The organism is Bacteroidia bacterium (genome assembly GCA_033391075.1).
Classification (GTDB): Bacteria; Bacteroidota; Bacteroidia; order J057; family J057; genus JAWPMV01.
The window spans coordinates 6,171,414-6,194,123 of sequence record JAWPMV010000001.1 but is presented as its reverse complement, the minus strand read 5'-3'; the positions used below and the strand labels follow the sequence as shown (position 1 = coordinate 6,194,123).

Below are 22,710 nucleotides of genomic sequence, written 5' to 3'. Positions count from 1 at the left end.
GAAGAATAAGCATCCAAGAGACCAAATCGTTAAGAAAATATGTTTAGGCCAGCTGGATTTTACCTTGATAATTATGGTGGATTGCAACATAAATTAACTCTGTGTATGTCGGGCCTTCAATTCTTCTATCGCTTCATCCAGCCTCTTTTTTAGGTAAATTTCAGAACCTAGTACATCACCCGTAAGCAAAGATATTATGCTAAGTCCGTCCACCACTTTTGACTCGGAATTCATGTCCAACATTTTATCCAAAGTCGTCTTCCCAAACTCAGCATTAAAGTCCAACATCTTGTAAATTTGTGAGAGCCTTTGGACGGTTTCGATGTCAAACTCACGAGTCAGTCCACTGATCTTAGCCCTCTCGAAGGCTATGTTTTCGTAACTCGGAAGATGAACGCCGGTCCAGCCTTCTATTTTATTGAATTTATAGTCAATGGTAGAAAAATAGGGCTTGAAGAATTCTTCTTCTGGTATTTCTTCTTTGAAAGCCTTAAAGGCGGTTTTTACTTTCTCATGATAGCTGATGGTGAATTCGAGTTGTTGGCTATTGCCTTCCAATTCATCCAAGATATAACTCAGCGATTTTTTTACTTCCCGATTGATCTTGTTCTGGGCTACGCTTTCGTTTACATACATGCCCAGAAATACTCCGAAAACAACAATCAGAAATTCCAGGAGGTATTTGATTAGGTCTTTTTTGAATTCGCTCATGATGTAATGTGTGTAGTTGTGTTTTTCTCTAGCTGTAGAGATACGAAAATATCAATTAATCTGGGTTTTGAGATATTTAAAATCCAGCTCACTGCCATCTCCCCATCGACCTTCTTCGTAAATTTTTAGTGCAATCTGAGTATCATCTATCCAGATGAGTTCTTCAATGGACCAATCCCTTGTAGTCCAACTGAACCAGGGTATTATGGCTGCGAGTCCTTTCTCAGAGGAAATTTTATAAGCAATAACTTCAGAACGAAAGTCATAGTATTCCTCATAATCGGGTCCATCATAGGCAGAGTAAATAAGAAAACTGTTTCCGGAAACAGCATGCGCAATCCCTATGATACCTGCATCATAATTTGAGGGCAAATACATACTATCCTTTTCTGTTTCATCTTTTAAAAAGGATTCACAAATTTCATCACAGCTATGGTCCAGAATAAGTCCTAATTCCTTGAAAGGATGGATTTGACGGATTTGGGAGAAATAGATTTTTTGAAATGCTTCATATTGCTTCTGCGTGATCTCCTGAAATTCCCATTCCGGATGCTCAAACTCTTCCTCGGACTGAGCAGGAAGAAGTGGCAGAAAAAGTAGGCAAAAAATCAGCTGTATCAGGATACCTTTGTTCATTGCTGCAGTTTGTGATTGTCAAAATGTACCTCCAATAACTGATGCATACTTCTAAATCCGCAATTCCTGATTGCTTTTTGAGAACCCAAATTGTCGATGGTGGTCGAACAAATAGGTTCCTTCCCCCAACTTATAGCAATCTCCTTTGCGCGATTTAATAAAAAACTCCCATAGCCCTTCTTCCGGTGATTGGGGGAAACGATCATGCCTATGTCTACATAATCCGGGGCAGAAATACTTTTTCTTACTTCACAAGTTCCGATGATCTCCTCCTCATTTCTGAGCATGAAAATCTCTCCTTTTTCTATCAGATTTCCAATATATCCCTCCAGCCATGCTTCAGGTCCTCCAGTTGCTAGATGACAATATCTTACTATAGCTTCCAGATCCTCTGAGTGACAGATCCTGAATTCTGCCTCTCTTTCTCCCATTTCTACCTCCAGGAATTTTTCATAGAGATAGCTATGCGGCTTGATCTCCTGGATAAAGGGAGTAGCCAGAGATAAGAATACCGGATTATTGGTCCCTACAATAGCTGTTTTGATCATAAGTTCCCGAAGGAAGGACTGTAAAATGGAAGGACCCTGGTCCAGGTGTTCAGGAGAAATGTAAAACTGAATCAATTGATGGTCTGCATTCATACATGCATAACCGATCAATTTATCTTCTTCCTTGATTCCCCAAAGTATCGCCATATCCCGAAAAGCCTCCCACATACCATCTTGTGGACGAGACAGGGTCTGTAGCCAGGCTTTTTTGAGTGAGTCAATGTCCTGATCTCCACTGGCACGAAAAAAATCTATCTGTTTGGGCATGGATTAGTAGGCTTTTTAGAGGTAGTTCTGCCTCTGTTGTTAAATTTTTTGAGACATATAGAATATGTCGAATTTTATATAACTATCTATACGATACGTAGAGGATGATTATAGATAATATCTATTTTCTTATAGAAAGAATCGATGGAAACTATGAGTGATTGATTCTATATTTGATAAGAAAATTTTTGAGAAACAAACTGGCAAAGATGGATTCCTCGAAAAGCTCTTCACTCCCATAGGTGTACTGAAGCCTATTTCTAAGGTTTCAAAACCAGAATAATAGCTAGTTGAAGCCTTTGAGTTTTTGATATCCTCAATTCTTTCGAACAATATTTATCCCAAGAAATCAGAAATTAATAATCCCGTAAAAACATGGAATCAATGAACAATGGAAGCGGAAAGTGCCCCGTAATGCACGGAGGAAACACTTCCACTGGCACCACAGACAAGCATTGGTGGCCAAACTCCCTCAACCTGGACATTTTGCATCAGCACGACACGAAATCAAATCCTTTGGATGAAGATTTTGATTATCGGGAAGCCTTGAAAAGCCTTGATGTAGAAGGCTTGAAAAAAGATCTACACGCATTAATGACTGACAGCCAGGATTGGTGGCCCGCTGACTGGGGACATTATGGTGGACTCATGATTCGGATGGCATGGCATGCGGCTGGATCTTACAGAATATCTGATGGACGAGGAGGTGCAGGTACTGGAAACCTTCGTTTCGCACCACTCAACTCCTGGCCAGATAATGCCAGCCTTGACAAAGCGAGACGCTTACTTTGGCCCATCAAGAAAAAATATGGGAATAGCGTAAGCTGGGCAGATTTGATGATCCTTGCGGGAAATATTGCTTATGAAAGCATGGGATTGAAAACCTTTGGTTTTTCATTCGGAAGAGAAGATATCTGGCATCCTGAAAAAGATGTGTACTGGGGAGCAGAGAAAGAGTGGTTGGCGCCAAGTGATGAGCGCTATGAGAATGTGGAAGATGCATCTACGATGGAAAATCCTCTGGCAGCTGTCCAAATGGGACTCATTTATGTTAATCCTGAAGGGGTAAATGGAAAGCCTGATCCTATGAACACAGCTGCCCATATACGGGAAACCTTTGGACGCATGGCAATGAATGATGAGGAGACAGCGGCCTTGACTGCTGGAGGGCATACCGTTGGGAAAACCCACGGAAATGGAGATGCCAGTAAATTGGGGCCTGAGCCAGAAGCGGCAGGTATCGAAGAGCAAGGTTTTGGTTGGGCAAATTCACAAAACTCTGGTGTAGGCCGTTATGCTGTAACCAGTGGAATCGAAGGTGCCTGGACGACTGAGCCTACCAAATGGGACAATGGATACTTTGATATGTTATTTGGACATGAGTGGGAGTTGAGGAAAAGCCCGGCAGGTGCTCAACAATGGGAGCCTGTAAGTATCAAAGATGAAAATAAGCCAGTAGATGTAGAGGACTTTTCAATTCGCACAACTCCGATCATGACTGATGCGGATATGGCGATGAAAGTAGATCCTGCCTACAGAGAAATCTGTTTGAAGTTCAAAGAAGACCATGCGTATTTCTCTGATACATTTGCCCGTGCCTGGTATAAGTTGACGCATAGAGATATGGGACCCAAAGTAAGATATTACGGTCCTGATGTGCCAGCTGAAGAATTGATCTGGCAAGATCCTGTTCCTGCGGGAAATGCTGACTATGATGTTGCTGCTGTAAAGGCTAAAATTGCCGGAGCTGGTCTAAGTATCGCTGAGATGGTAAATACTGCCTGGGATAGCGCACGTACCTTCAGAGGATCGGATATGCGTGGTGGTGCAAACGGTGCCCGTATCAGACTTGCTCCTCAGAAAGACTGGGAAGCCAATGAGCCGACAAGACTTGCTAAAGTTTTGGCTGTATTGGAGCCTATCGCTGCTGAATTTGGTATTAGCGTAGCAGATGCAATTGTACTTGCCGGTAATGTAGGAGTTGAACAAGCGGCAAAAGCTGCTGGTTTCGACATTGCGGTTCCCTTTTCTGCAGGAAGAGGAGATGCTACGGATGAAATGACAGATGCTGATTCTTTTGCTCCGCTTGAGCCACTTGCGGATGGATTCAGAAACTATCTCAAGAAAGACTATGTAGTTAGCCCGGAGGAAATGATGTTGGATCGTGCGCAATTGCTAGGCCTTACAGCAGCGGAGATGACCGTTCTGATTGGCGGCATGAGAGCTATGGGAAGCAACTTCGGAGGGACTAAGCATGGTGTGTTTACGGATCAGGAAGGTGCTTTGACTACGGATTTCTTTGTGAATCTCACAGATATGAAATACAAGTGGGAAGCAACCGGAAAGAATTCTTATTCCATTCGCGATCGCAAAACAAATGCAGAGGCCTGGACAGCTACTCGTACAGACCTCGTATTTGGATCCAATTCTGTTCTGCGAGCTTATGCGGAGGTTTATGCTCAGGATGATAACAAAGGAAAATTCGTTCGTGATTTTGTGAAAACCTGGGCGAAAGTGATGGATATGGATCGTTTTGATTTGGCATAAATCTTTTACCTTAAGGTAAATCAGTTCATACAAAGAAGGTGGTTCTTTCAGGACCACCTTTTTTTGTTTGAGATATCTTTCTAATAAAAAACCCCCATCCTTGGATGGGGATTTTTTATTCAAAGTGTACTTTCAATAAGTTTTTAACAACCCGCTTTCATGCCCATGATAAACTCAAATTCCTGTTTGATCTTTTTTCCATTTACATCCTGAGCAGGTTTCCATGCAGGCATTCTTGCTACAGATTCCAGTAAAAGACGATCGATTTCCTGACTTCCCGAACTTTCACTAATACGGGCATCACAAGCTTTACCATGGGTGTTGATCGCAAATTTTACTTTCGCAAGATCAATTTTCTTCCCCTTTTCCTCTCCTATCACATCTATTACCTGTTTTTTGAGGTAGGCTTTTAGTTCATCATAGCCGCCGGGATATGAAGCTTCAATTTCCGGGATCAGACTCAGCCGAAAACTCATGGTATTTACTACGCGCTCTTTGGTAACCACATTTTCTGAGTAGTACTTGATTGCAACATCAATATTGGAACCGATTTCAGCCATCTTGAGCACAGATTGTTGCTCAGAATTGAGGATATCATTGTTTCCCAAAGCTTTGATGACTTTCCCCTGATCATTTAAAACCAGCTCGGAGGAAATATAATCAGTTTCTTTAATCCAATTTTGAGGATAGCCGGGATTGATGTCAAGCATAGTTCTGGCCCCATGCAGTTGTTCTTCTTTGACTGCTTTTTTGTAGGTCGATTGAACCTCATAGCCGAGGTTTTGAGATAGCAAGGCCAGGGGGAGGAAAATGCAAGCGATTATGCTGAAAAAATGTCTCATGAATTTCTGTTCTTAAGAGATAAGTTCGGAATTCTTTTTAACAAAGCTAGCTTTCATGTCTTCTATTTGAGCTAAAAAGCGTGTAAATTAATGTAAAATCACTGTAAAAAGATTTCTTATCCCTCTTGAATCAGGTAGATTTGTATTATGCTTTGCAGACAACTTACATGCATTTCCCTTGCCTTCCTGGCGATATTCTCTATGGCCCATAAAAGTCATGCACAGGATGAGAAGGTCAACCGTGAGATGCAGGTAGTAATGCGTATGATCGGGGATGAAATTTTAAGGCTATCGGGAGATAGTAGCTCGCGGGTTTTACCGATAAAGAGAGTGGACGACAGATATCGGATCAGCTTTGAAACAGAATTTTCATTTTCACCAGAAGAACTTTCCGCAACAGTAGATGAGGTAATAAAGGAAAGCAAGTTGGTAAAGGCCTATATCGTTGAAGTTGAACAGTGTGAGTCCGAAGAGATCGTTTATAGTTATGTAATCCGAAATTTGGGCTATCAGGATATCATTCCCTGTAGGGGTCGTGGCCAACCTCTCGATTGCTATAGTGTGCTACTTACCATTTTGGATCCTGAGGAATCTTTGACCCAAAAAAATAGTAATTCCCTCACGGATTCTTCCCTGGAAAATGCCAGCGGTTTTCGTGGCGGGAAGGATGTAACCACCATTTCTCTCATCGTCTTCCTGAGTTTAATCGTAATTGGCTTTCTGTATTTCCGCAAGAAAGCCCCGGAATCCGAAGAGACAGATAATCCTCACCTTATTTCATTGGGGAAATATCGTTTTGACAAAAGGACGATGGAGCTTTCTCTGGGAGGGCAAGTGCAGGAATTGACAAGCAAAGAGGCTGATTTGCTGAGCTTGCTATATTCTTCTGCCAATGAAACCCTGAAGCGCGAAGAAATGCTGAATAAAGTCTGGGGAGATGAAGGCGACTATATCGGTCGTACCCTGGATGTATTCATCTCTAAATTGCGCAAAAAGCTGGAAGCGGATTCGACGGTGAAGATTGTGAATGTGAGAGGGATTGGATATAAGTTAGTCCTAAGGGTTTAGCCACTTTTTTCCGTAAAAATTGGCGCAAAAACCGTAAAAATTACGAATGGAATACAGCTTTTAAAGGTATTCGTGAACTATTCGTTTCTAAATCCATCTCGCAAGTCCTCCCCGCCCACCGAATTTTGAGGGCCACCGCCGCTTGGGTGATAATTCGTGAATTGCCCTGAGCTTTCTTTGATTTAAAGGAAAAACTCCAGAAAGCTTATCCTGATTGTCCCCTACATCCCTTCTGCAATCATCTTCCTGATAATCGATATCTGCCCCAGGTGGTAATAGCAATGCTCAATCATCCCATCCATATTTCTGCGGTAGGTGCCGTATTTTTCGACTACGAAAGCGCCCTTGAATTTTTCCTCAGAGAAGCCATCCAGATGAGCTGCAAACTTCTCGCCATTGCTGAAAAGCTCGTTTTTTAGCGTATCCCAATCCTCTTCCGACTCAAGCGGAGGCAGGTCATAGCTGAATTTGTCCCGGATTTCCAGTTCGCCTCCTTCAAATACATTCAATACACCTGCGACATAATAATTGATGTGGTAGGTCAGGGCCGCGATGGTATTGAGCGGTCCGATTTTTTTGGTGGCTTCTGCCAGTTTTACTTGCGAAAGTTGGTCTTTATAATTGGTATAGGCTACAAATTTACCGTCAAAGATGACTTCTCTAAATCTTTTGGCAATGGGATTTGTCGTACTCATGGGATGGATAATTGTGATTTTCAGGAATCAATATTACTAAAATCTTCCTATACCCAACAAGCAAGCTTATTAGGATTTTCCCTTAAAATGAGGAGCATTATTTTATATGCGGCTTATAATTCTGAGAGTCGCGAACATTTCTCCAAAAAGTCCGACATAATCCTTAATCTCAGGCTTTTCTCAGCTCTTGTAATGAAGACCCAGCTTTCCACGTCAATTTCCTGTGCCTGTCCAGATGCAAGGCTGGAGGTGCTTTGCCCCATTTGGGGATCAATGTATTTGTCTATGATGGCCTGCGTTTCTGGAATTTCGTAGAGGATTTCGGAATAGGTCTCTCCATCAATTCCACAAGTTTCTCCATTGATGGTATGCATGACTTTTAAGAAGAGAGCTGCTTCCTGAGAACGTGCTTTTCTTTCCTCTTCGCTCATGGCATCGACTTGTGCAGCGATTTCTGATTTGAGGGTCGCATATTCTTCCGGATTAAAGTCATGGCGCAGCATGTAAAGGATATCTCCCATCATGGTATAGCCCAGCTTTTGGCTGATGGCTGCTATATCTGCTTCATTACCCAAACAATAATAGGCATAGAGCAATTCCGAACCCTGCAATTCCAGCTGTTTGTCAAAAGCAGTCTTGACTGCCGGAGTAATACTTTCGCTTGAAGCTTTCTTTTCTCTGGAAGAAGTTGGCGTTTGGCAGGCTCCCAATAGCAGGATCATGCCAAGGAAAAAAGGGATTTTTTTCATCTTAGGCTGATTGTGTGTTATACAAATTAGGGAGGGATGATTAGTTAGCAGTTTTTTCCCATTTTTCCCAATTCGGAGATTCTTTTCTCCACAAAGGTCGAGCTTCTATATCCTTTTTATGGGCAGGGTAAAGCACATACCAGGTGGTGGCCGTATATCTGTCTATTCCCCCACCTACCAGGCTATCCTTGAAGTAATCCGTCATCATGCCCGTCGAATACCCATTGGTTCCCGCTATTTTGGTCCAGTGATTTTGGCTACGAAATCGGACTTTGAGAGAGTCTCCATCTATGCGGGGAGCTTGTCCGATGATACTTCTGATTTGGGCAAAGACTTCTTCGCCTTCGAATATGGTCAGGAAGTCTGCATCAGCTACATGTTCGATGCGATTGCTTCCCCAGCCTATGCGTATAGGATAACCGAGTCGTACGGCATCCATGAGTTGGGCTTTATTGCCGAAAACTGCATTTCCTTCCGCATCGTTTTGAAAGACCTTTTGCCAGCCTGCCTGAGTGGGAATTTGAGCTTGGCAGGAGAAAAGGAGGATTAAGAGGAATAAGTAGAGTCGATTCATGAGTGTAGATGTATTTTTTGAGTATTAAGGTGGATTCTTTTGCCCCTTTTTAGAAAAGTGGCGCAAAATCGAAACGACCCAAGCAAGACCCTCGCTCTTATCCATCCTCACGTCCCGATTATCGGGATTTTATCTCCAGCGCGCCAATTGGGGCATACATTTTCTTACGGGGAAATTTTACTTATGGCTATAGCTACATCCCTTCATACTCCTCAATTGCATCCTCAGCCACTCGACTATCAAAGTGTTTCATATAGATTTCTTCCAGCAGCTTTTTGGATTCTTCCTGCCTTAGATATTGAAAGAGCCAAATGGCTTTGTAAGCAGCGAAGTACATATTAGGTCCGCTTTGTGTAGATGTGTATTTCTGTTTCCCTATTTCTGCAAATACCTCATAGGCTAAAGAAGGGCTTCCCTGATTCAATTTTTCGATCTCTTCTCCATGATGTATAGAGATATCCATGAGTTGGTACATCAACCAGCCCATGTTTTTATTCGGTTGATCCGTAAATAATCCAAGCGCGATCTTGAATAGCAATTCGAAATGATCATCTTCCGGCTCTAATTCAATCCCTATTGCCTGAATGAGGAGAATTGAGTAATCATATTTTCGTGCATCCCGGCTTTCAAGTACTTCTTCCAGATGCGCTTTTAGGTAAAGCTTTAGTCGCCCGCTATGTAGTTCTTCTCGGAACCACTCCTTATGGGTTTCGAAAATAGCGTAGCCAGAACCCTCTCGATTTCCAAAGAGGTATGCTTCGTAAAGGCTATTGTATTTATTTGCGAGCATGCGGACATTGATTGTCGGAATTGCAACTGCTTTTATTTGGGAGGATATTTTACATCCCAATAGGTCTTTTCCATATCCGTATGAATTCCAAGCAGCTTTATTGATTCGAATTTTTGATATAAGACCGATAGGCTTTTAAGCTGTTCTTCATTCTCAAGAATTTTAGGATCCATTCGTCTTTTCAGCGTTGCCAGACAAGCTTGTTTTTGTACGTGGTCAAGTTTATTCTCAAGATAGATTTGAGCAAATGAAACACCTATAAGGAACTGGTCAATTTCACGGAGTCTATCTAATTTCCGTTCAATGAAATAAGGATGATCCGTGCATACTTCACTTCGTAAATTTCCCCATTCATATCCGTGATCAGAAAGGTATTCATAGACCGAAAGATGTGCAGGTGCTAATTCATATTTTTTTCTCCATTGGAGGAAGAAATTAAATCCTTCTAAGCCCTTAGGAGAAGAAAGTGGGCATAGGGGATGTGAGAGATCCCAGAAATCACTTTCATCAAATATCGATTGAGCAAGGGGGCTGGCTTCATTCATGTTCATGCTTCGGGGGTAAAAGAATAATTATACTCATGATTTAATCCCAAACAAATTTCCAGCTTCCATCGCTTTGTCGTTTCCAGACGGTGTGAAAAATCCCTGTATTGCTTTGAATGTTTCCCAGGCTATCAGGCGAACTAAAAATAAAGTCTCCATAAGTATAGGCTAAATCTCCCGATTTGCTCACCTCAATATAGGTCGGTTCCCAGCTTAGACTTTCGCCGGGCTTTGTATCTGCCTCATACCATCGGCCAATATCAACTTTTCCTTTGATGATTTTATTTCTCCGTTTTATGACACCTTCCTCTGCTGCGAAATGAGCAAAGGCTTTTGCCAGGCCCTCCGTTTGAGCCATGTCATTGAAGGCTTTTTCGGCCGCTTTCACTTCCGCTTTCCATTTTCCCATCTCTTCTCCGCTTGTAGAAGTGCTGCATGCAGAAAATAGAAAAAAGGATAGGCTAACTGAATACAGAAAACTCTTCATAAGACAAGGAATTAGATAAAATCATTGAATGCATCTTTTCAGGCAAACTCGCTTTGCCTGTTAATCTATAAAAATATCCCGAACAGCTTTAACATATCAAACCTACTTCTTCATACTCGCATAGATGCTCATGATACGTTCATTTGACTTTCGTACCCTCTCCCAATTGATCTCAGCTGTGGTATTGCTATTGGTTTTGACTCCTGCTTCTGAGGTCCAGCTGGCCAAATTAAGGATGGCATACAGGCGAACGATATTTTGCTGCAGGTCGTTTAGATTTTGCTGTTTGAAGATCTCGGATAGATAAATTTCTCCATAGTCTTCCCCGTACCAGCAAGCCATCATGCATCCAATGGCCTCCAGATAATCTCCTTTCATCATAAAATCCAGGTCCACCAATCCTGAGAATTTTCCCTCATGGATCATCACATTTTTTGCATTGATGTCATCATAGTAGAGGATGGGTTGAACTTGATGAAAATAATCCCTGTAAGTATCAATCAATTCATGCAGGATACGTTGAACGTCTTTATTCAGTACCTGAGAGGAAGCACTATTTTTCAGCGCTCCTTCTTTCTTCTGCATCACCACTTCATACATATTGGGAATGCTGTCTTCTCGGGTTCCGAAAACACTGCCGAAATCTTCTTTGGGAGGAAGAGATTTAAACTTGTCAAAGATATTGGATACCTCAGCGGCTATTCCCCTAAGCTCTGTTGGGCTCAGGGAATCAATGACTACGCCCAAATCTTTACCTTCTAATTTGGTCAGGATTTGGTAGCAGAAAGGGAAGTTACTTTTGGAATAATCCTCGGCAACGATTTCCGGGGTTCTTATTCCTAAGTCTTTGAAAATTGGTAGTGATTTGTGGGTCCCATAGAGGATGACTTTCAGTTCATGTACCCTCAGGATATAGCTTTCTGAATCGAAAACCAATTCAAAAACTTCATTGCATCTGCCTATGGTTTGACGGATGATTCTGGAGGGACTTTGCTTAAATACTAATTGAGAAATCTCGTAGATATGTTTTTCGGTCATGCGTTACGTTTGTGATTGCTGGAAATGAGATGGAATCAGCAATCAGATAAAATTGTGTTTGCTAGGGGTACGACTCTGATAGGGGAAAGTTTCATGAGGCATGAATCCTTTCCCCTGCCAGATCTTCATTCACCTCTAATTCCCATGTCGAACTGGAAATCCCATTTCAGCCCAAACGAGTATGCCTTCATCCAGAATTGCCAGATTCTTGTAGCCATATTTCTTTAGCTTTTTGATGACTCTGCCTGAAGCCGCATGCGGACAAGCGCAATATGCCACAATCCAGGTACTGTCATTAGGGATGTTCTCCACAAAGGCTTCGGGTTCTTCATAGTAAGGAACGGGAATCGAACCCGGGATATGTGTCTGTTTCCAGGCCACGGTCGAACGGGCATCCAGCAATACCATACGTGCACTATCTCCCATGGCTTTATTCAATTGTTCGGCAGAAAGGTAGAGTCCATCGCGGAGCTCAAAGTCGGGATTTTTATTGTTCGGATTCAGGACGTACTCTTCTGCTTCGGGCACTTTCACACTATCCCCCTTCGGTACATCCCAACCCGAAGAACGACTTCTGAGAAAGGCAGTCAATCCATCTATTTCTTCTTCTTTCAGGCTATCCTTGAAGGCGACCATAGGCGTTCCGTCCCGACCTTCTTTGATGGCATATTTTAAGAATTCATCTGTAGCAGTTGCCAGTAGCATATTGTTGCCCAATGCAGGTGCAGAAATTCCTTCTCCATCTTTTCCATGGCATACGGCACATTTTGCTGCATAGATTTCGCCCCCCAATTCAGGATCACCTGCGACCGTTTCTCGGGATAAATTGATGGGTTCTTCCACCCCACTTTGTTCGTGTAGCCATTTCAAGAGGATTTCGACTTCAATTAGTTCCAAAGGTCCGCCCTGCTCCGAATAATAACCTGCCATGGCTGTATTGGCCCTGCCGTATTGAATGGTGTATCGGAGGAAATTGGAGGTCTTGGCAGTTGCCATCAAAGATTTTGATTTGAGGGATGGAGCATTATCGGCAGCATATCCTTCGCGATTTTCTCCATGACAAAGCGCACAGTATTTTATGTAGATTTCCTCGGCATAAGCAGAAGCTGTGCTGTCCAACTTTCCTCCGAAATTCATTTTTATTTTTTCTGCCAGTTGGGCCTGAGTTTCGGATTCCTCTACAAATTCCAATTGGACACCAAAGGCAAAGTCTGCGGGGATAGTTATGCGCCCCGCGACAGTATCTCTGAGTAAGCCCCCTTCTTCCAATTTATCTTGCAAAAACTCATAGGTCGCATCCAGATCTTTTACTTCGAATGTAATGGCAAAGACGCCTGGGCCTCTTTGATCGAGAAATTGGAAGACTTCATCATCCGGCGAAAGGGGCGTTTGCAGGTGAAGCAGCTGATTCCCTTTCACCTTAAAGCGAGCTTCTTTATCTGAGGGAATAGAATCCAACTCACTTAATCCCATCTTCGCAAACTCTTTTCTCGCAATCCCCAGGTCCTCAACGGCGATGTGCAAGGCAATGATTCCTAAAACGCCATTCGGCTGCCCCAGAAATTCCCTCTGCATGTGGTAGAAGCTATTCCACTCATGCATGCGCTGAAAGGGGAAATCCGCTGCTTCCATAAAGTCCGGCATATATCCTGCTTTCACACTGTCATTCAAAGTCAGATGGAAAACCTGACTCTTGCCATCTTCCCATTTAGAGTTTCCGCTGCCAAATTGACTGGGAATCGAATGAGATTGGATGGAATCCATCATGAATCCCTGACTTCCCAACCAGGCTTTTGTACTATCTGTCGCCGAACTGGAAAGGGAGTACATGCCTACGCCTTCTTGTTTTTCCAGAAAATCCTGTATAAAGGCATTAGCATCTGTTTTGCTGATCGAATCTTCCAGGGAAAGCAATTCGATGGAGGACATATCTGCGAAAGAGATCATGAGGTTTCTACTCCCTTCATAGAATCCCTTTTCGAAGCTGTCTTTCTTCGCCACATTAAATCCGAGTACCTCTTGAAAGTAGGTGCTCGCACTGTCCAGGTTCTGAACCAATAGGCTGGAAGAACTCAAGCCAAAGCCTCTTCCCATGAGGTTGTGAGGGCTATAGGGATTTTCTGCTTTCGTTGAACAGGAAGTGATGCTTAAGGTAAGGGAAAGGAATAAGAGTAATGTAGTAGTGAGCCAAATATCTTTCAGAATTGGCCGTGTAGTGTGGGCAATTTTCTTTTTCATGGACTTAGTTAGCTTAGCTTTTCCAAATGAATTCCCATTGTCGAATTTCTGGCTGTGGGAACTTAGTTACAAGCTAAGCTTTTATTCCAAAATAATGAATAAGGCCTGGGGAGTATTATGTAAGAAGGAGAATTTCCAGCCCGTTCTTTAGCGAAAAGAGTCTGGTTAATTCAATTGTCTTGAATGAGGGTAGCAGGATCTCGGCTATCAAAGAATATATTGGTTTTGTAGGTTAGATCCAGAATAGCGAGGACTATGATGAGTAGAGCAATAATGAAAGCAGTAAGCTTAAACTTGCTGTTTTTCTTTTCGGCCATAAAAAAGGGGAATTTGAAAATAGAGAAAACTGGATTTCATAAAGACGAATTTTCAGGTTTTTTCCAAGCTCTTTTCAAGGATAGTTCCCCTCTTGCTCAACTAAATTTGAGGAAGTTTTGAAAGAATTCCCGATACACATATCCCCAGGGAATAATGAGCAGATTCAAGATCGTTCCAGCCACACAAATCCAGAAGAACTCCTGAATGCCTGCGTATAAAAACATTTTATACCGATAAATGTAAACCTAGTTAGATTTTATCCTATCCCGCCTGCCGCATCTCGCGTATCCGCTTCCTCACTTCCACCGAATACAAACTCCCCGGAAATAGGGTCAAAAACTCCAGGTAATGCTTCATGGCAGATTCCTGATCTTTGAGGGTGTAGTCGTAGATGCGGGCTTTGGTAAAGAGGGCATCGTCCCCATAGATATCCAGTTTGAAGTTATTCAGAATTCTGTCAATGAAGGTCAGGGCCGTATTGATGTCGTTCTGTTTGAGGTAAACATTGGCTTTTTCCCAGAGGATTTCGTCGGCCAATTCGTGATTGGGGAATTTGAAGGCGAGGGAATCGAGCAGGTCCAATGCCTCGGGATATAGACGCTGGTAATTGAGCAATTGTGCCTGGGCAAAGATTTCCAAAGCCGTGGTGGTAGAGTCCAGGCCGGTATTGTCAATGATGAGCAGATTCAGTTTGATGGCATCATTGGAGATGTCATTGGAAGTATTGTCTTTGATGGCGCTCAACAAAGCCTGCGAAAGCTTGAACTCTCCTTTATAATAGGCCAATTGTGCGAGCTTGAATTTTGCCAAGGCGCCCAATTGACGATCCTTGAAAGATTCGCTCACTTCATTATAGGTCAACTTGGATTTGTTGTACTCCTGCTGGATGAGCTGAATGTCTCCAATGAGCAACATGGCTTTCGCCCAATCCTCCAAACGCAAAAACTGCTTCTGATCTACCAACTGTGACAGGTCTTTCAAAGCCGGCTCCAGATCATTGAGGTAAAAGACCATCAAATTGGACTTGCGATAGATGGCATTGAAGTACTGCGGGCGATAGCCAAATTCTTTCAACAAAGCATCATAATCTGCCACAGCCGCCTGGATGGAAACCAGATCAACCGGTATCTGATCAAAGGCCTTGAGTTCTCCATTTACAGCTTTTTCAATATGCGCCTGATAGAGGTAAGGCGAATTCTTCTTACGATCAATCACATAATCATAAGCCTTATTGGAGAGGGCATAATCTTTATTATTCCGCATGGTTTCTCCGAAATTCATCACGCGGCTGCCATCTTCCTGAAAGAGGCGGTCAATGGATTTTACCTGTACAAAGGCTTCGAAGAAGTTTTCAACCAACACATAATACTCATACAGCATAGCCCGCAAACCCAAATCGCTCTGCCGCTTATCTACAGCAGAAAGCAAGGCTTTCTCTATATCGTCCTGCGATTGAGGACTGACCATATTGAGGATAGAAAGATTGGCGGAAGACTGATTGCTGAAATCATCATAATAGAGATTCAGGTATTCCTGGGTGGCATTTTGAAATTCGCCCAACTGCTGGCTGATATTGGCAATTTCATTGGCAAATAAGTAAGGGATTTTGGCTCGCTTCCTCCCTTGGAGATAGGCTTTGCGTGCAAGTTCCAGTTTGCCGTTTTGGTAGAGGAAAGAACCTACTTTGATGAAGTCGAAATCATTGCGCAGATTCTTATTGATGACATCCTCGTAAAGTTTATCCGATTCCTTGATCTCCCCGAGCTGTTCGAGGATATTGGCCTTCATGACCGGAAAGAGGATCGAAGAGTTTTTCTTTTTGATGCTTTTATCCAAATACTTCAAGGCATCATCCAGCTGCCCGAGGTTCTGATAACAGGCAACAATGCGCTGAACATTCTTTTCGGTAGGTGCTTTCTGGTTGAGTTTTAGGTATAATTCCAGTGCGGGTTCAAATTCTTCGTCCTGAAAATACTTATCAGCCAGTTCGGCTTCCTGAGAAGGTTGTGCCCATAACAAAGTGCTCAAAAGAGCCACAAGGCAAAAGAGGATGGTTCGCTTCATATTGAGAAGATATAAAGAGAAGAAAGATTCCACAATAGAGAAATTCCTTTCTACTACATAAATCAGGCTTTTACTAAAAAAATACTGCATACCGTTCCCTAAAAAGCGCGGAGGCCCTGCAGAGCCCATCTGGAAAAGGGGCGGCATGTGAGGCTGGCTTTGGGCTCTGCGATTTTTGACTCCATCTTTTTCTAAAAAAGATGGAAATAACAACCCAAAACAGTCCTAAAAAGTCTAATAGGAAAAGACTGTATGTAATACTAACGAAAACCCACCTAAAAAAGATTTAAGGTAGACCTAATTCGCTGCAAATGCCTAAATAAAAACGATAAGTGCTAAAGCTAAGCACCGATGTGCTCGCCATAAGCAGCTGCATTTTTCAGATGAGCGGTGTCAGGCTCTCCGTCCAACTCGATTTTAATCATCCAACCGTCTCCGTAGGGATCGGAATTTACCAGTTCAGGCTCAGCCTCGAGTTTGTCATTCACCTCTGTGATCGTCCCACTTACGGGCATCAAGAGATCAGAAACCGTCTTTACGGCCTCAACAGAACCAAAGACTTCTCCATTCTCGACATTTTGATCCAGGCTTTCAATTTCTACATATACAATATCACCCAGTTCGGATTGGGCGAAATGTGTAATACCAACGGTTGCAATATTTCCCTCGATACGAATCCATTCGTGATCGTCTGAGTATAGTAAACCTTCGGGGATGCTCATCTTTTTTTGAGTTTTTTAGCAATAATTGAACGAATGATTTTTAACGGGCAGGATCGAAAGGAAATCATAACCTTATCGAGTGAAATTACGCTTCAGATCCTATACGCCACGAATTTTTCGAAACTACAACAATTTTTCACAAGCTTCAACAAAAGCTTTCATGTTTGATTTCAAGTGGGCATTTGCAAGTATCCATTCCCGGTTTTTAGCGGAAAAGGTCTCCTTCCATTCATCCACATCCTCCAGGACAATTTCTAATTCTTCAGCCAGTTTTTGCGGCTCAAAAGGGTCCACGATCCACCCATTTTTTTTATGGACCAAAAGCTCCTGCGTAGCCGGTATATCATTGACGATGGGGACAGCCCCCATAAACCTGCCTTCGCTGAGGGCATTGCTGTAGCCGTCATAGATGGGGGCCGAAATGAAGGCATCTGTCAGATTCCAAAGTTTGCAAGCCTCTTCTCGGGGGATCAGGCCTCTTACATAGTGGAAATTGGGATAAGCCTGCGAAAGTCGCTGCGCTTTTTCATCCACCTCCTGCGGAATTTCATAGCCTGCAGATAGCAAAATGTATTTCTCTTTTCTACCCGCTTTCAGAAGTTTTTCAAAAGCAGCTATTATGATATCGCCCTGATAAATGGGTTTCAAGCCTCGTGGACTTAGTACAACTCTTTGCCCGTCGGCTATCCCGAATTTCTCCTTCAAGCCTTTCTCCTCTACTTCACTCATTTTGAAAAGTTCCTCTTCTATGCCCCATCGATTGAGATGCACCCTTTCCTCCGCTATCCCAAACCATTCTCTGACCGCATGAACCAGAAGCAGGTTATCTCCAGTGATAAGGGAAGAAGCATCCAGGGCTTTTTGTACCTGTCCCCGAAAGAACCTGCGCTTGAGTCGGCTAATAAATCCCTGCAATGGGCCATAAACCTCTGTAGTTTGTTTCTCCCAGCGTCTGGACTCAGGAAGAAGGTCTAGGTCCTTAGGAGGATATTCGAGGATGTCCGCGCCCATAGCGATAGAGACCATAGGCGTGAAATGTGCATTTCTCCCCCAGACTCCATAAGGTGTCATATTGATAGGATTGAGGATATCAATCTGATGTTCTTGCAAGGCTTTCAATAAAGCTTTGCCCGAAAATAGAAAGCTCAAATAGGTCGCCTGCCCTTTTCTGCTAAAGCGAGGATTGATCCTCACACAATTCGCCCCTTCAATTTCCCCTTCCTCAAAAGAAAATACACTTACCTCCTGGCCCGCTTCGAGGAGACCTTTCACCCACTTCTGGGTGTGAAAATGATTAGGATCGGATAGGACTGCGAAATGCATGGACGATATTACGATTCGCAGGCTTTATGATGCAAGTCTTTTTCGACTCTCTTGACCCACCGCCTCAAAGCCCACACTCCCTTGCCCAAATTGTCCAAAGGAGTGCACGCTGGTCCAAAGAGAGAAATTATGCGTTGTAGGGGCAGATTACAATCTGCCAAAGAAGAATAAAATGCCATATGGAGGTCGTTTCCTTTTTGAGGGAAACGGGCTTGCAGCGGAAGGGTTCCTGCGTACCGAGAGACCTTGTCTTTAAGGATTTATGAAATAATACAGGATATCTCAGCCCACTTGCCATCACGCATTCAAGCTTCGAGATGACCTGTGGTCTGGCAAGTGGGTTGTTTCTCTTGTAAGGGAAACGGGCTTGTAGCGGAAGGGTCAAGCCACCGCCTCAAAGCCCACACTCCCTTGCCCAAATTGTCCAAAGGAGTGCACGCTGGTCCAAAGAGAGAAATTATGCGTTGTAGGGGCAGATTACAATCTGCCAAAGAAGAATAAAATGCCATATGGGGGTCGTTTCCTTTTTGAGGGAAACGGGCTTTCAGCGGAAGGGTTCCTGCGTACCGAGAGACCTTGTCTTTAAGGATTTATGAAATAATACAGGATCTCTCAGCCCACTTGCCATCACGCATTCAAGCTTCGAGATGACCTGTGGTCTGGCAAGTGGGTTGTTTCTCTTGTAAGGGAAACGGGCTTGTAGCGGAAGGGTCAAGCCACCGCCTCAAAGCCCACACTCCCTTGCCCAAATTGTCCAAAGGAGTGCACGCTGGTCCAAAGAGAGAAATTATGCGTTGTAGGGGCAGATTACAATCTGCCAAAGAAGAATAAAATGCCATATGGGGGTCGTTTCCTTTTTGAGGGAAACGGGCTTGCAGCGGAAGGGTTCCTACGTACCGAGAGACCTTGTCTTTAAGGATTTATGAAATAATACAGGATCTCTCAGCCCACCTGCCATCACGCATTCAAGCTTCGAGATGACCTGTGGTCTGGCAAGTGGGTTGTTTCTCTTGTAAGGGAAACGGGCTTGTAGCGGAAGGGTCAAGCCACCGCCTCAAAGCCCACACTCCCTTGCCTAAATTGTCCAAAGGAGTGCGCGCCGGTCCAAAGAGAGAAATTATGCGTTGTAGGGGCAGATTACAATCTGCCCAAAGAAGAGTACAAAATACCATATGGGGGTCGTTTCCTTTTTGAGGGAAACGGGCTTGTAGCGGAAGAGTCTGAAGGATCAAAATTTCTTGCCCAAACTTACCGTAAGAATCGGCCGCTGCAAGGTGCCATCATCCAGGCCCCAGGCGATATCGGTTCTTACCGAATAACTCAGAATATTGGTTCTGAGGCCGGTGCCAAAGCCGATGAGGAAAGGACTTTTGAGGGTCTGCAATTTGACCGATATATTTCCGGTAGAAATGAATTGGGTGTCGGTAGGTTTCTTTTGCGAGAAAGGGTTTCCGTCTACCCAAACCGTTCCGGCATCTAGGAAAGGAATGATTTCCAGATTGTAGAGGGGATTGGTATTCAGGGTGCTTCTCAACAAGCGTGAAAGAGGAATTCTCATTTCGAAATTACCGACGATATAGCGAGAGCCCTGGCGAGTATTTGGATAGAAGCCTCGCATAGGCATGACAAAATCAATAAAATTGAAGTTCTGGAGACTGGTATCGACCGAATTATTGCGAATGGGTTGACCATTATTATTGGCAAACTCAATCAAGGCCAACTGGTTGGCTACACTTCCTAAATAGAACTGTGTGGCTGTATTGGGAAGGTTAAAGGAAGCTGAAACCTTCGAAGCCAATACGATCTTTCCATAGACTTCCTGAAAGTGAGATACTTGCGCATGTACATTATGGAAAGCAAAATCCTCCGCATTCTGAGAGAAATAGCTGTCTGCTCCCAGTTTTACCCGTGTGCCGTGATATTCAAAACCTTCTTCTTCCAATACATTATCAAATTCAAAAAGAATACCTGCGTGGGCATAAATATCATCTTCACTTAGGTTTTCTGCCCTTCTCAATTGCTGGTCTTTTCGACTGAGCATATACCCGCCCCCAAAGAGAGAAACTGCGGCAAAAGAATTGATGGGATATCGGGCTCCTACATTTAATCCTACTCTATCGAAACGGAAGAAAGAAGTATCATTATTGATCGGACTGGTTTCTCTAAAGGTCCGGGCTCTATAGCTAGCTTCTGCAAATAAGTCGATCTTTCCTTTCAAGTATTCATAGCGAACATCCCCAAAAGCATTCTTCAAATTGAGGAAAGGTCGGATTCGAACGTCCACTTTATGATTTTTCAAGAGATCACTGTATCCGACACTCAAATCCAGTCCATATTTAAAATTGTGGGGAAGGGGATCCCATATAAGTCCTAAACCCATATAATCAGCCGCCCAGGGAGATTTATTCCCTGTTTTCGTGACTTCTATATCGCCAATCTGAGGTTTGGGTTCGTCTCCAAAGACTGTTTGGATCAGCTTTGACTTTCTCTTCTTACGAGTGAGATCTTTTTTATTGGCTTTTTTGGATTCGTAGGTTTCTTCTTCATCGAAGATATAGTAGCGAACCTGCTTATCTTCTTCTTCTACTTCATCCTCTTCTTCATTCAGCATTTTTTCTTCTGCAGCCTCTTCTTCACTCAATTCCTCTTCTTGTAATTCGGCCTCAGCTTCTTTTTTCTTCGGAGGCTCCAAACGATCCTGAAATTTGCTCAGGTACTCCAACCTATATAGCGTTGTCTCTGGTTTTCTTCTATGGTTCATGGAGGCAAAAGGCACCACATAAACCAAAGCATCACCATCCACAGGAGTAGAGAAGCTGATGGTTTTTTCGCTGGCTTCAAACTTTTCCAGGCCTTGTTCCAAATCGGTCAAAGGGCTTTCAGCTTTTTGAAAAATATTGATCCGCCCCAGGTTTTCTATTCCACTTTCATCCGTTTTGTAAATGGCCTCAAAGCTGCTTATGGGAACAGGTGCCCGTTCGCTAATCGTAGGCGTATTGGTGATTCTATCTATTTGCCCTCTGTTATTCTCATATTTCCAGCTAAAGAGGTCAAAATTGTCCTGATAAATCTCAGGGCTAATTTTCTCCTGACTCAATCCCTGTAGCCTGTTAGAGCTGAAAAGGATCATATTATCGTCCAGACTCCAGGCAGGTTCCAGATTGTCGAATAAGTCATCCGTGATTTGATTAAAATCAGCAGAACCCACTCTATGAGTAAATAAATCTGTCTTCCCTCCATTTAATCCTGAAAATACCAGTTTCTTCCCATCATGAGACCAGTCCATATGGCTGATTTGCTGAATATTGTCTGGGACCCGGGTAAAGCTGCTTTCCTCATTGACTGCATCATAAATGACAATCTGATATCCGCCTTTATTATAAACGGTGGTTGCTAATTCAGAACCATCCTTAGACCAGGCCATTGGAAGATTGAGGTCAGGATAGCGTTGCATGCCTGCATATCCGCCATTGATCCCCAAATCTTTATATTCATCGTTTTCTATGTCGTATAGATATAGGCTATGTTTCCCTTTTTTGTCGAGGTAAAGTGCCAGCTGTGATTTCGATTCATTATAGGCAAAAGAAATAAGTTTCTGCCCTCCGGGAATCTCCACGGCTCTGGCTCCTTCTAATTGATTCAAAAAGATGCGACCCTCGACCTGGGTATCGCCAGAGGAATTTACGTACTCTCTCCAGCGTTGAGTGAGGGTGTTGAGGTTGATGCCCAAAACGGAAATAATTCCGCTCTCTATGGAATGTTGGATAGAGGAAAGATAAAGGATCTCTGAAAGCTTGGACTCGCCATAATCAAGGGCGATATATCTCCAGATGGATTTTCTTACGACCCGGTTAATTTTTTCATCACCTTCAAGCGCCAATTGGACCAGATTCTGTTTTGTACTTCTTATGCTATTGAGCCAGGTTTCATCCGAGTAGGTCCATCCATGTGCGACAAATTCCGCTAATCCTTCTGCATACCAGTTCGCATGATGATAGAGCAATTGAGTTTGCAAAATATTTCCTACCCGATCTCCATAACTAAATTCATTGATGATAAGCTCCGCAACTTGTTCCTTGGTTCTTTTGAAATGGCCATTAGCTGATCCGGGGTGAATGACCATACCTTTAAGGTCGGGAAGATTGAAAATACCAGGATATTCTCTTGCGGCTATGTCTTCGAAATTGGAATAAGCCAATTCTCCTTCATTTCCTCCATAAATCAGGGGATAGCGAAATTCAGGCTTGAAATCAAAAAGAACCCCGATCTCATATCGCGCCAATTCTGCATAGCGGGCCGTAAGGATTGCACCCGAACGATTATTTCCAGTATAGAATACATCAAAATTCTCAGAGGAAACGGATTCCCATGAGCTATTGGGGAAAGTCTTGAAAGACTGTGCGGAGGCTATATATACAGCACTGCTAAGGCAAAGTGCGAGTAGGATGGATCGGATCATAAAGGTCAAATTGGAATTGCTCTCAATACAAGGATTACTGTGTCAGCAAGATTTCACATTTCCCACCTAAGTTTATGTTAATTTACAAA

General features: G+C 43.2%; 19 protein-coding genes. 2 read left to right on the top strand and 17 right to left on the bottom strand.

All coding sequences use genetic code 11. The features are described from left to right. Positions 1–93: 93 nt before the first annotated feature. The 3 genes from R8P61_24740 to R8P61_24730 are packed head-to-tail and all read right to left on the bottom strand — an operon-like array spanning position 94 to position 2,162. Positions 94–711 carry a hypothetical protein gene (locus R8P61_24740; GenBank protein MDW3650305.1) on the bottom strand — a complete coding sequence of 206 codons (618 nt, stop codon included), beginning with the start codon at positions 709–711 and terminating at the stop codon, positions 94–96. Between the two features lie 51 nt (positions 712–762). Beyond that, a complete protein-coding gene (locus R8P61_24735; protein MDW3650304.1) occupies positions 763–1,347 on the bottom strand; it encodes a hypothetical protein in 585 nt (194 codons plus the stop codon). Then, complete coding sequence (locus R8P61_24730; GenBank protein ID MDW3650303.1) at positions 1,344–2,162, bottom strand: GNAT family N-acetyltransferase; 819 nt, start codon at positions 2,160–2,162, stop codon at positions 1,344–1,346. Before R8P61_24730 ends, R8P61_24735 begins: the two co-directional genes overlap by 4 nt. Before the next feature lie 375 nt (positions 2,163–2,537). Between R8P61_24730 and katG the strand changes: the two genes are divergently transcribed. Then, on the top strand, positions 2,538–4,709 hold the full coding sequence (katG, locus tag R8P61_24725) for a catalase/peroxidase HPI (GenBank protein ID MDW3650302.1): 2,172 nt from the start codon (positions 2,538–2,540) through the stop codon (positions 4,707–4,709). Between the two features lie 143 nt (positions 4,710–4,852). Here the strand turns inward: katG and R8P61_24720 are convergent, their stop codons facing one another. Then, positions 4,853–5,551: an energy transducer TonB gene (locus R8P61_24720; protein MDW3650301.1), complete on the bottom strand. Its 699-nt coding sequence runs from the start codon at positions 5,549–5,551 to the stop codon at positions 4,853–4,855. Between the two features lie 201 nt (positions 5,552–5,752). On the opposite strand from R8P61_24720, the gene R8P61_24715 reads away from it, so the two are divergent. Then, positions 5,753–6,619, top strand: coding sequence for a response regulator transcription factor (locus R8P61_24715; protein ID MDW3650300.1), 867 nt, complete (start codon positions 5,753–5,755; stop codon positions 6,617–6,619). Positions 6,620–6,840: 221 nt separating this feature from the next. On the opposite strand, the gene R8P61_24710 is transcribed toward R8P61_24715, so the two are convergent. The 13 genes from R8P61_24710 to R8P61_24650 all read right to left on the bottom strand — a co-directional run bounded on the left by R8P61_24710 (position 6,841) and on the right by R8P61_24650 (position 22,621). Next, positions 6,841–7,314, bottom strand: a complete 474-nt coding sequence (locus R8P61_24710; protein ID MDW3650299.1) for a DUF1572 domain-containing protein — start codon at positions 7,312–7,314, stop codon at positions 6,841–6,843. 113 nt (positions 7,315–7,427) lie between these two features. Further along, positions 7,428–8,063, bottom strand: coding sequence for a hypothetical protein (locus tag R8P61_24705; protein MDW3650298.1), 636 nt, complete (start codon positions 8,061–8,063; stop codon positions 7,428–7,430). 40 nt (positions 8,064–8,103) lie between these two features. Beyond that, positions 8,104–8,637, bottom strand: a complete 534-nt coding sequence (locus R8P61_24700) for a hypothetical protein (protein ID MDW3650297.1) — start codon at positions 8,635–8,637, stop codon at positions 8,104–8,106. A gap of 193 nt (positions 8,638–8,830) precedes the next feature. Next, a complete protein-coding gene (locus R8P61_24695; protein MDW3650296.1) occupies positions 8,831–9,427 on the bottom strand; it encodes a hypothetical protein in 597 nt (198 codons plus the stop codon). Between the two features lie 32 nt (positions 9,428–9,459). Beyond that, positions 9,460–9,972, bottom strand: a complete 513-nt coding sequence (locus tag R8P61_24690; GenBank protein ID MDW3650295.1) for a hypothetical protein — start codon at positions 9,970–9,972, stop codon at positions 9,460–9,462. Between the two features lie 40 nt (positions 9,973–10,012). After that, on the bottom strand, positions 10,013–10,459 hold the full coding sequence (locus R8P61_24685) for a hypothetical protein (GenBank protein MDW3650294.1): 447 nt from the start codon (positions 10,457–10,459) through the stop codon (positions 10,013–10,015). Between the two features lie 102 nt (positions 10,460–10,561). Beyond that, positions 10,562–11,497, bottom strand: a complete 936-nt coding sequence (locus R8P61_24680; protein MDW3650293.1) for a phosphotransferase — start codon at positions 11,495–11,497, stop codon at positions 10,562–10,564. Between the two features lie 135 nt (positions 11,498–11,632). Then, positions 11,633–13,735 carry a c-type cytochrome gene (locus R8P61_24675; protein ID MDW3650292.1) on the bottom strand — a complete coding sequence of 701 codons (2,103 nt, stop codon included), beginning with the start codon at positions 13,733–13,735 and terminating at the stop codon, positions 11,633–11,635. Positions 13,736–13,905: 170 nt separating this feature from the next. Continuing rightward, positions 13,906–14,052 (bottom strand): hypothetical protein, encoded by a 147-nt coding sequence (locus tag R8P61_24670; GenBank protein MDW3650291.1) that lies wholly within the window; start codon positions 14,050–14,052, stop codon positions 13,906–13,908. Positions 14,053–14,314: 262 nt separating this feature from the next. Then, positions 14,315–16,264, bottom strand: a complete 1,950-nt coding sequence (locus tag R8P61_24665) for a tetratricopeptide repeat protein (GenBank protein ID MDW3650290.1) — start codon at positions 16,262–16,264, stop codon at positions 14,315–14,317. A 194-nt stretch (positions 16,265–16,458) separates the two neighbouring features. Further along, positions 16,459–16,839 carry a glycine cleavage system protein GcvH gene (gene gcvH / locus R8P61_24660; protein ID MDW3650289.1) on the bottom strand — a complete coding sequence of 127 codons (381 nt, stop codon included), beginning with the start codon at positions 16,837–16,839 and terminating at the stop codon, positions 16,459–16,461. Positions 16,840–16,962: 123 nt separating this feature from the next. Beyond that, positions 16,963–18,162 (bottom strand): glycosyltransferase family 4 protein, encoded by a 1,200-nt coding sequence (locus R8P61_24655; GenBank protein MDW3650288.1) that lies wholly within the window; start codon positions 18,160–18,162, stop codon positions 16,963–16,965. Between the two features lie 1,228 nt (positions 18,163–19,390). After that, positions 19,391–22,621 (bottom strand): hypothetical protein, encoded by a 3,231-nt coding sequence (locus R8P61_24650; protein MDW3650287.1) that lies wholly within the window; start codon positions 22,619–22,621, stop codon positions 19,391–19,393. Between the last annotated feature and the right edge of the window lie 89 nt (positions 22,622–22,710).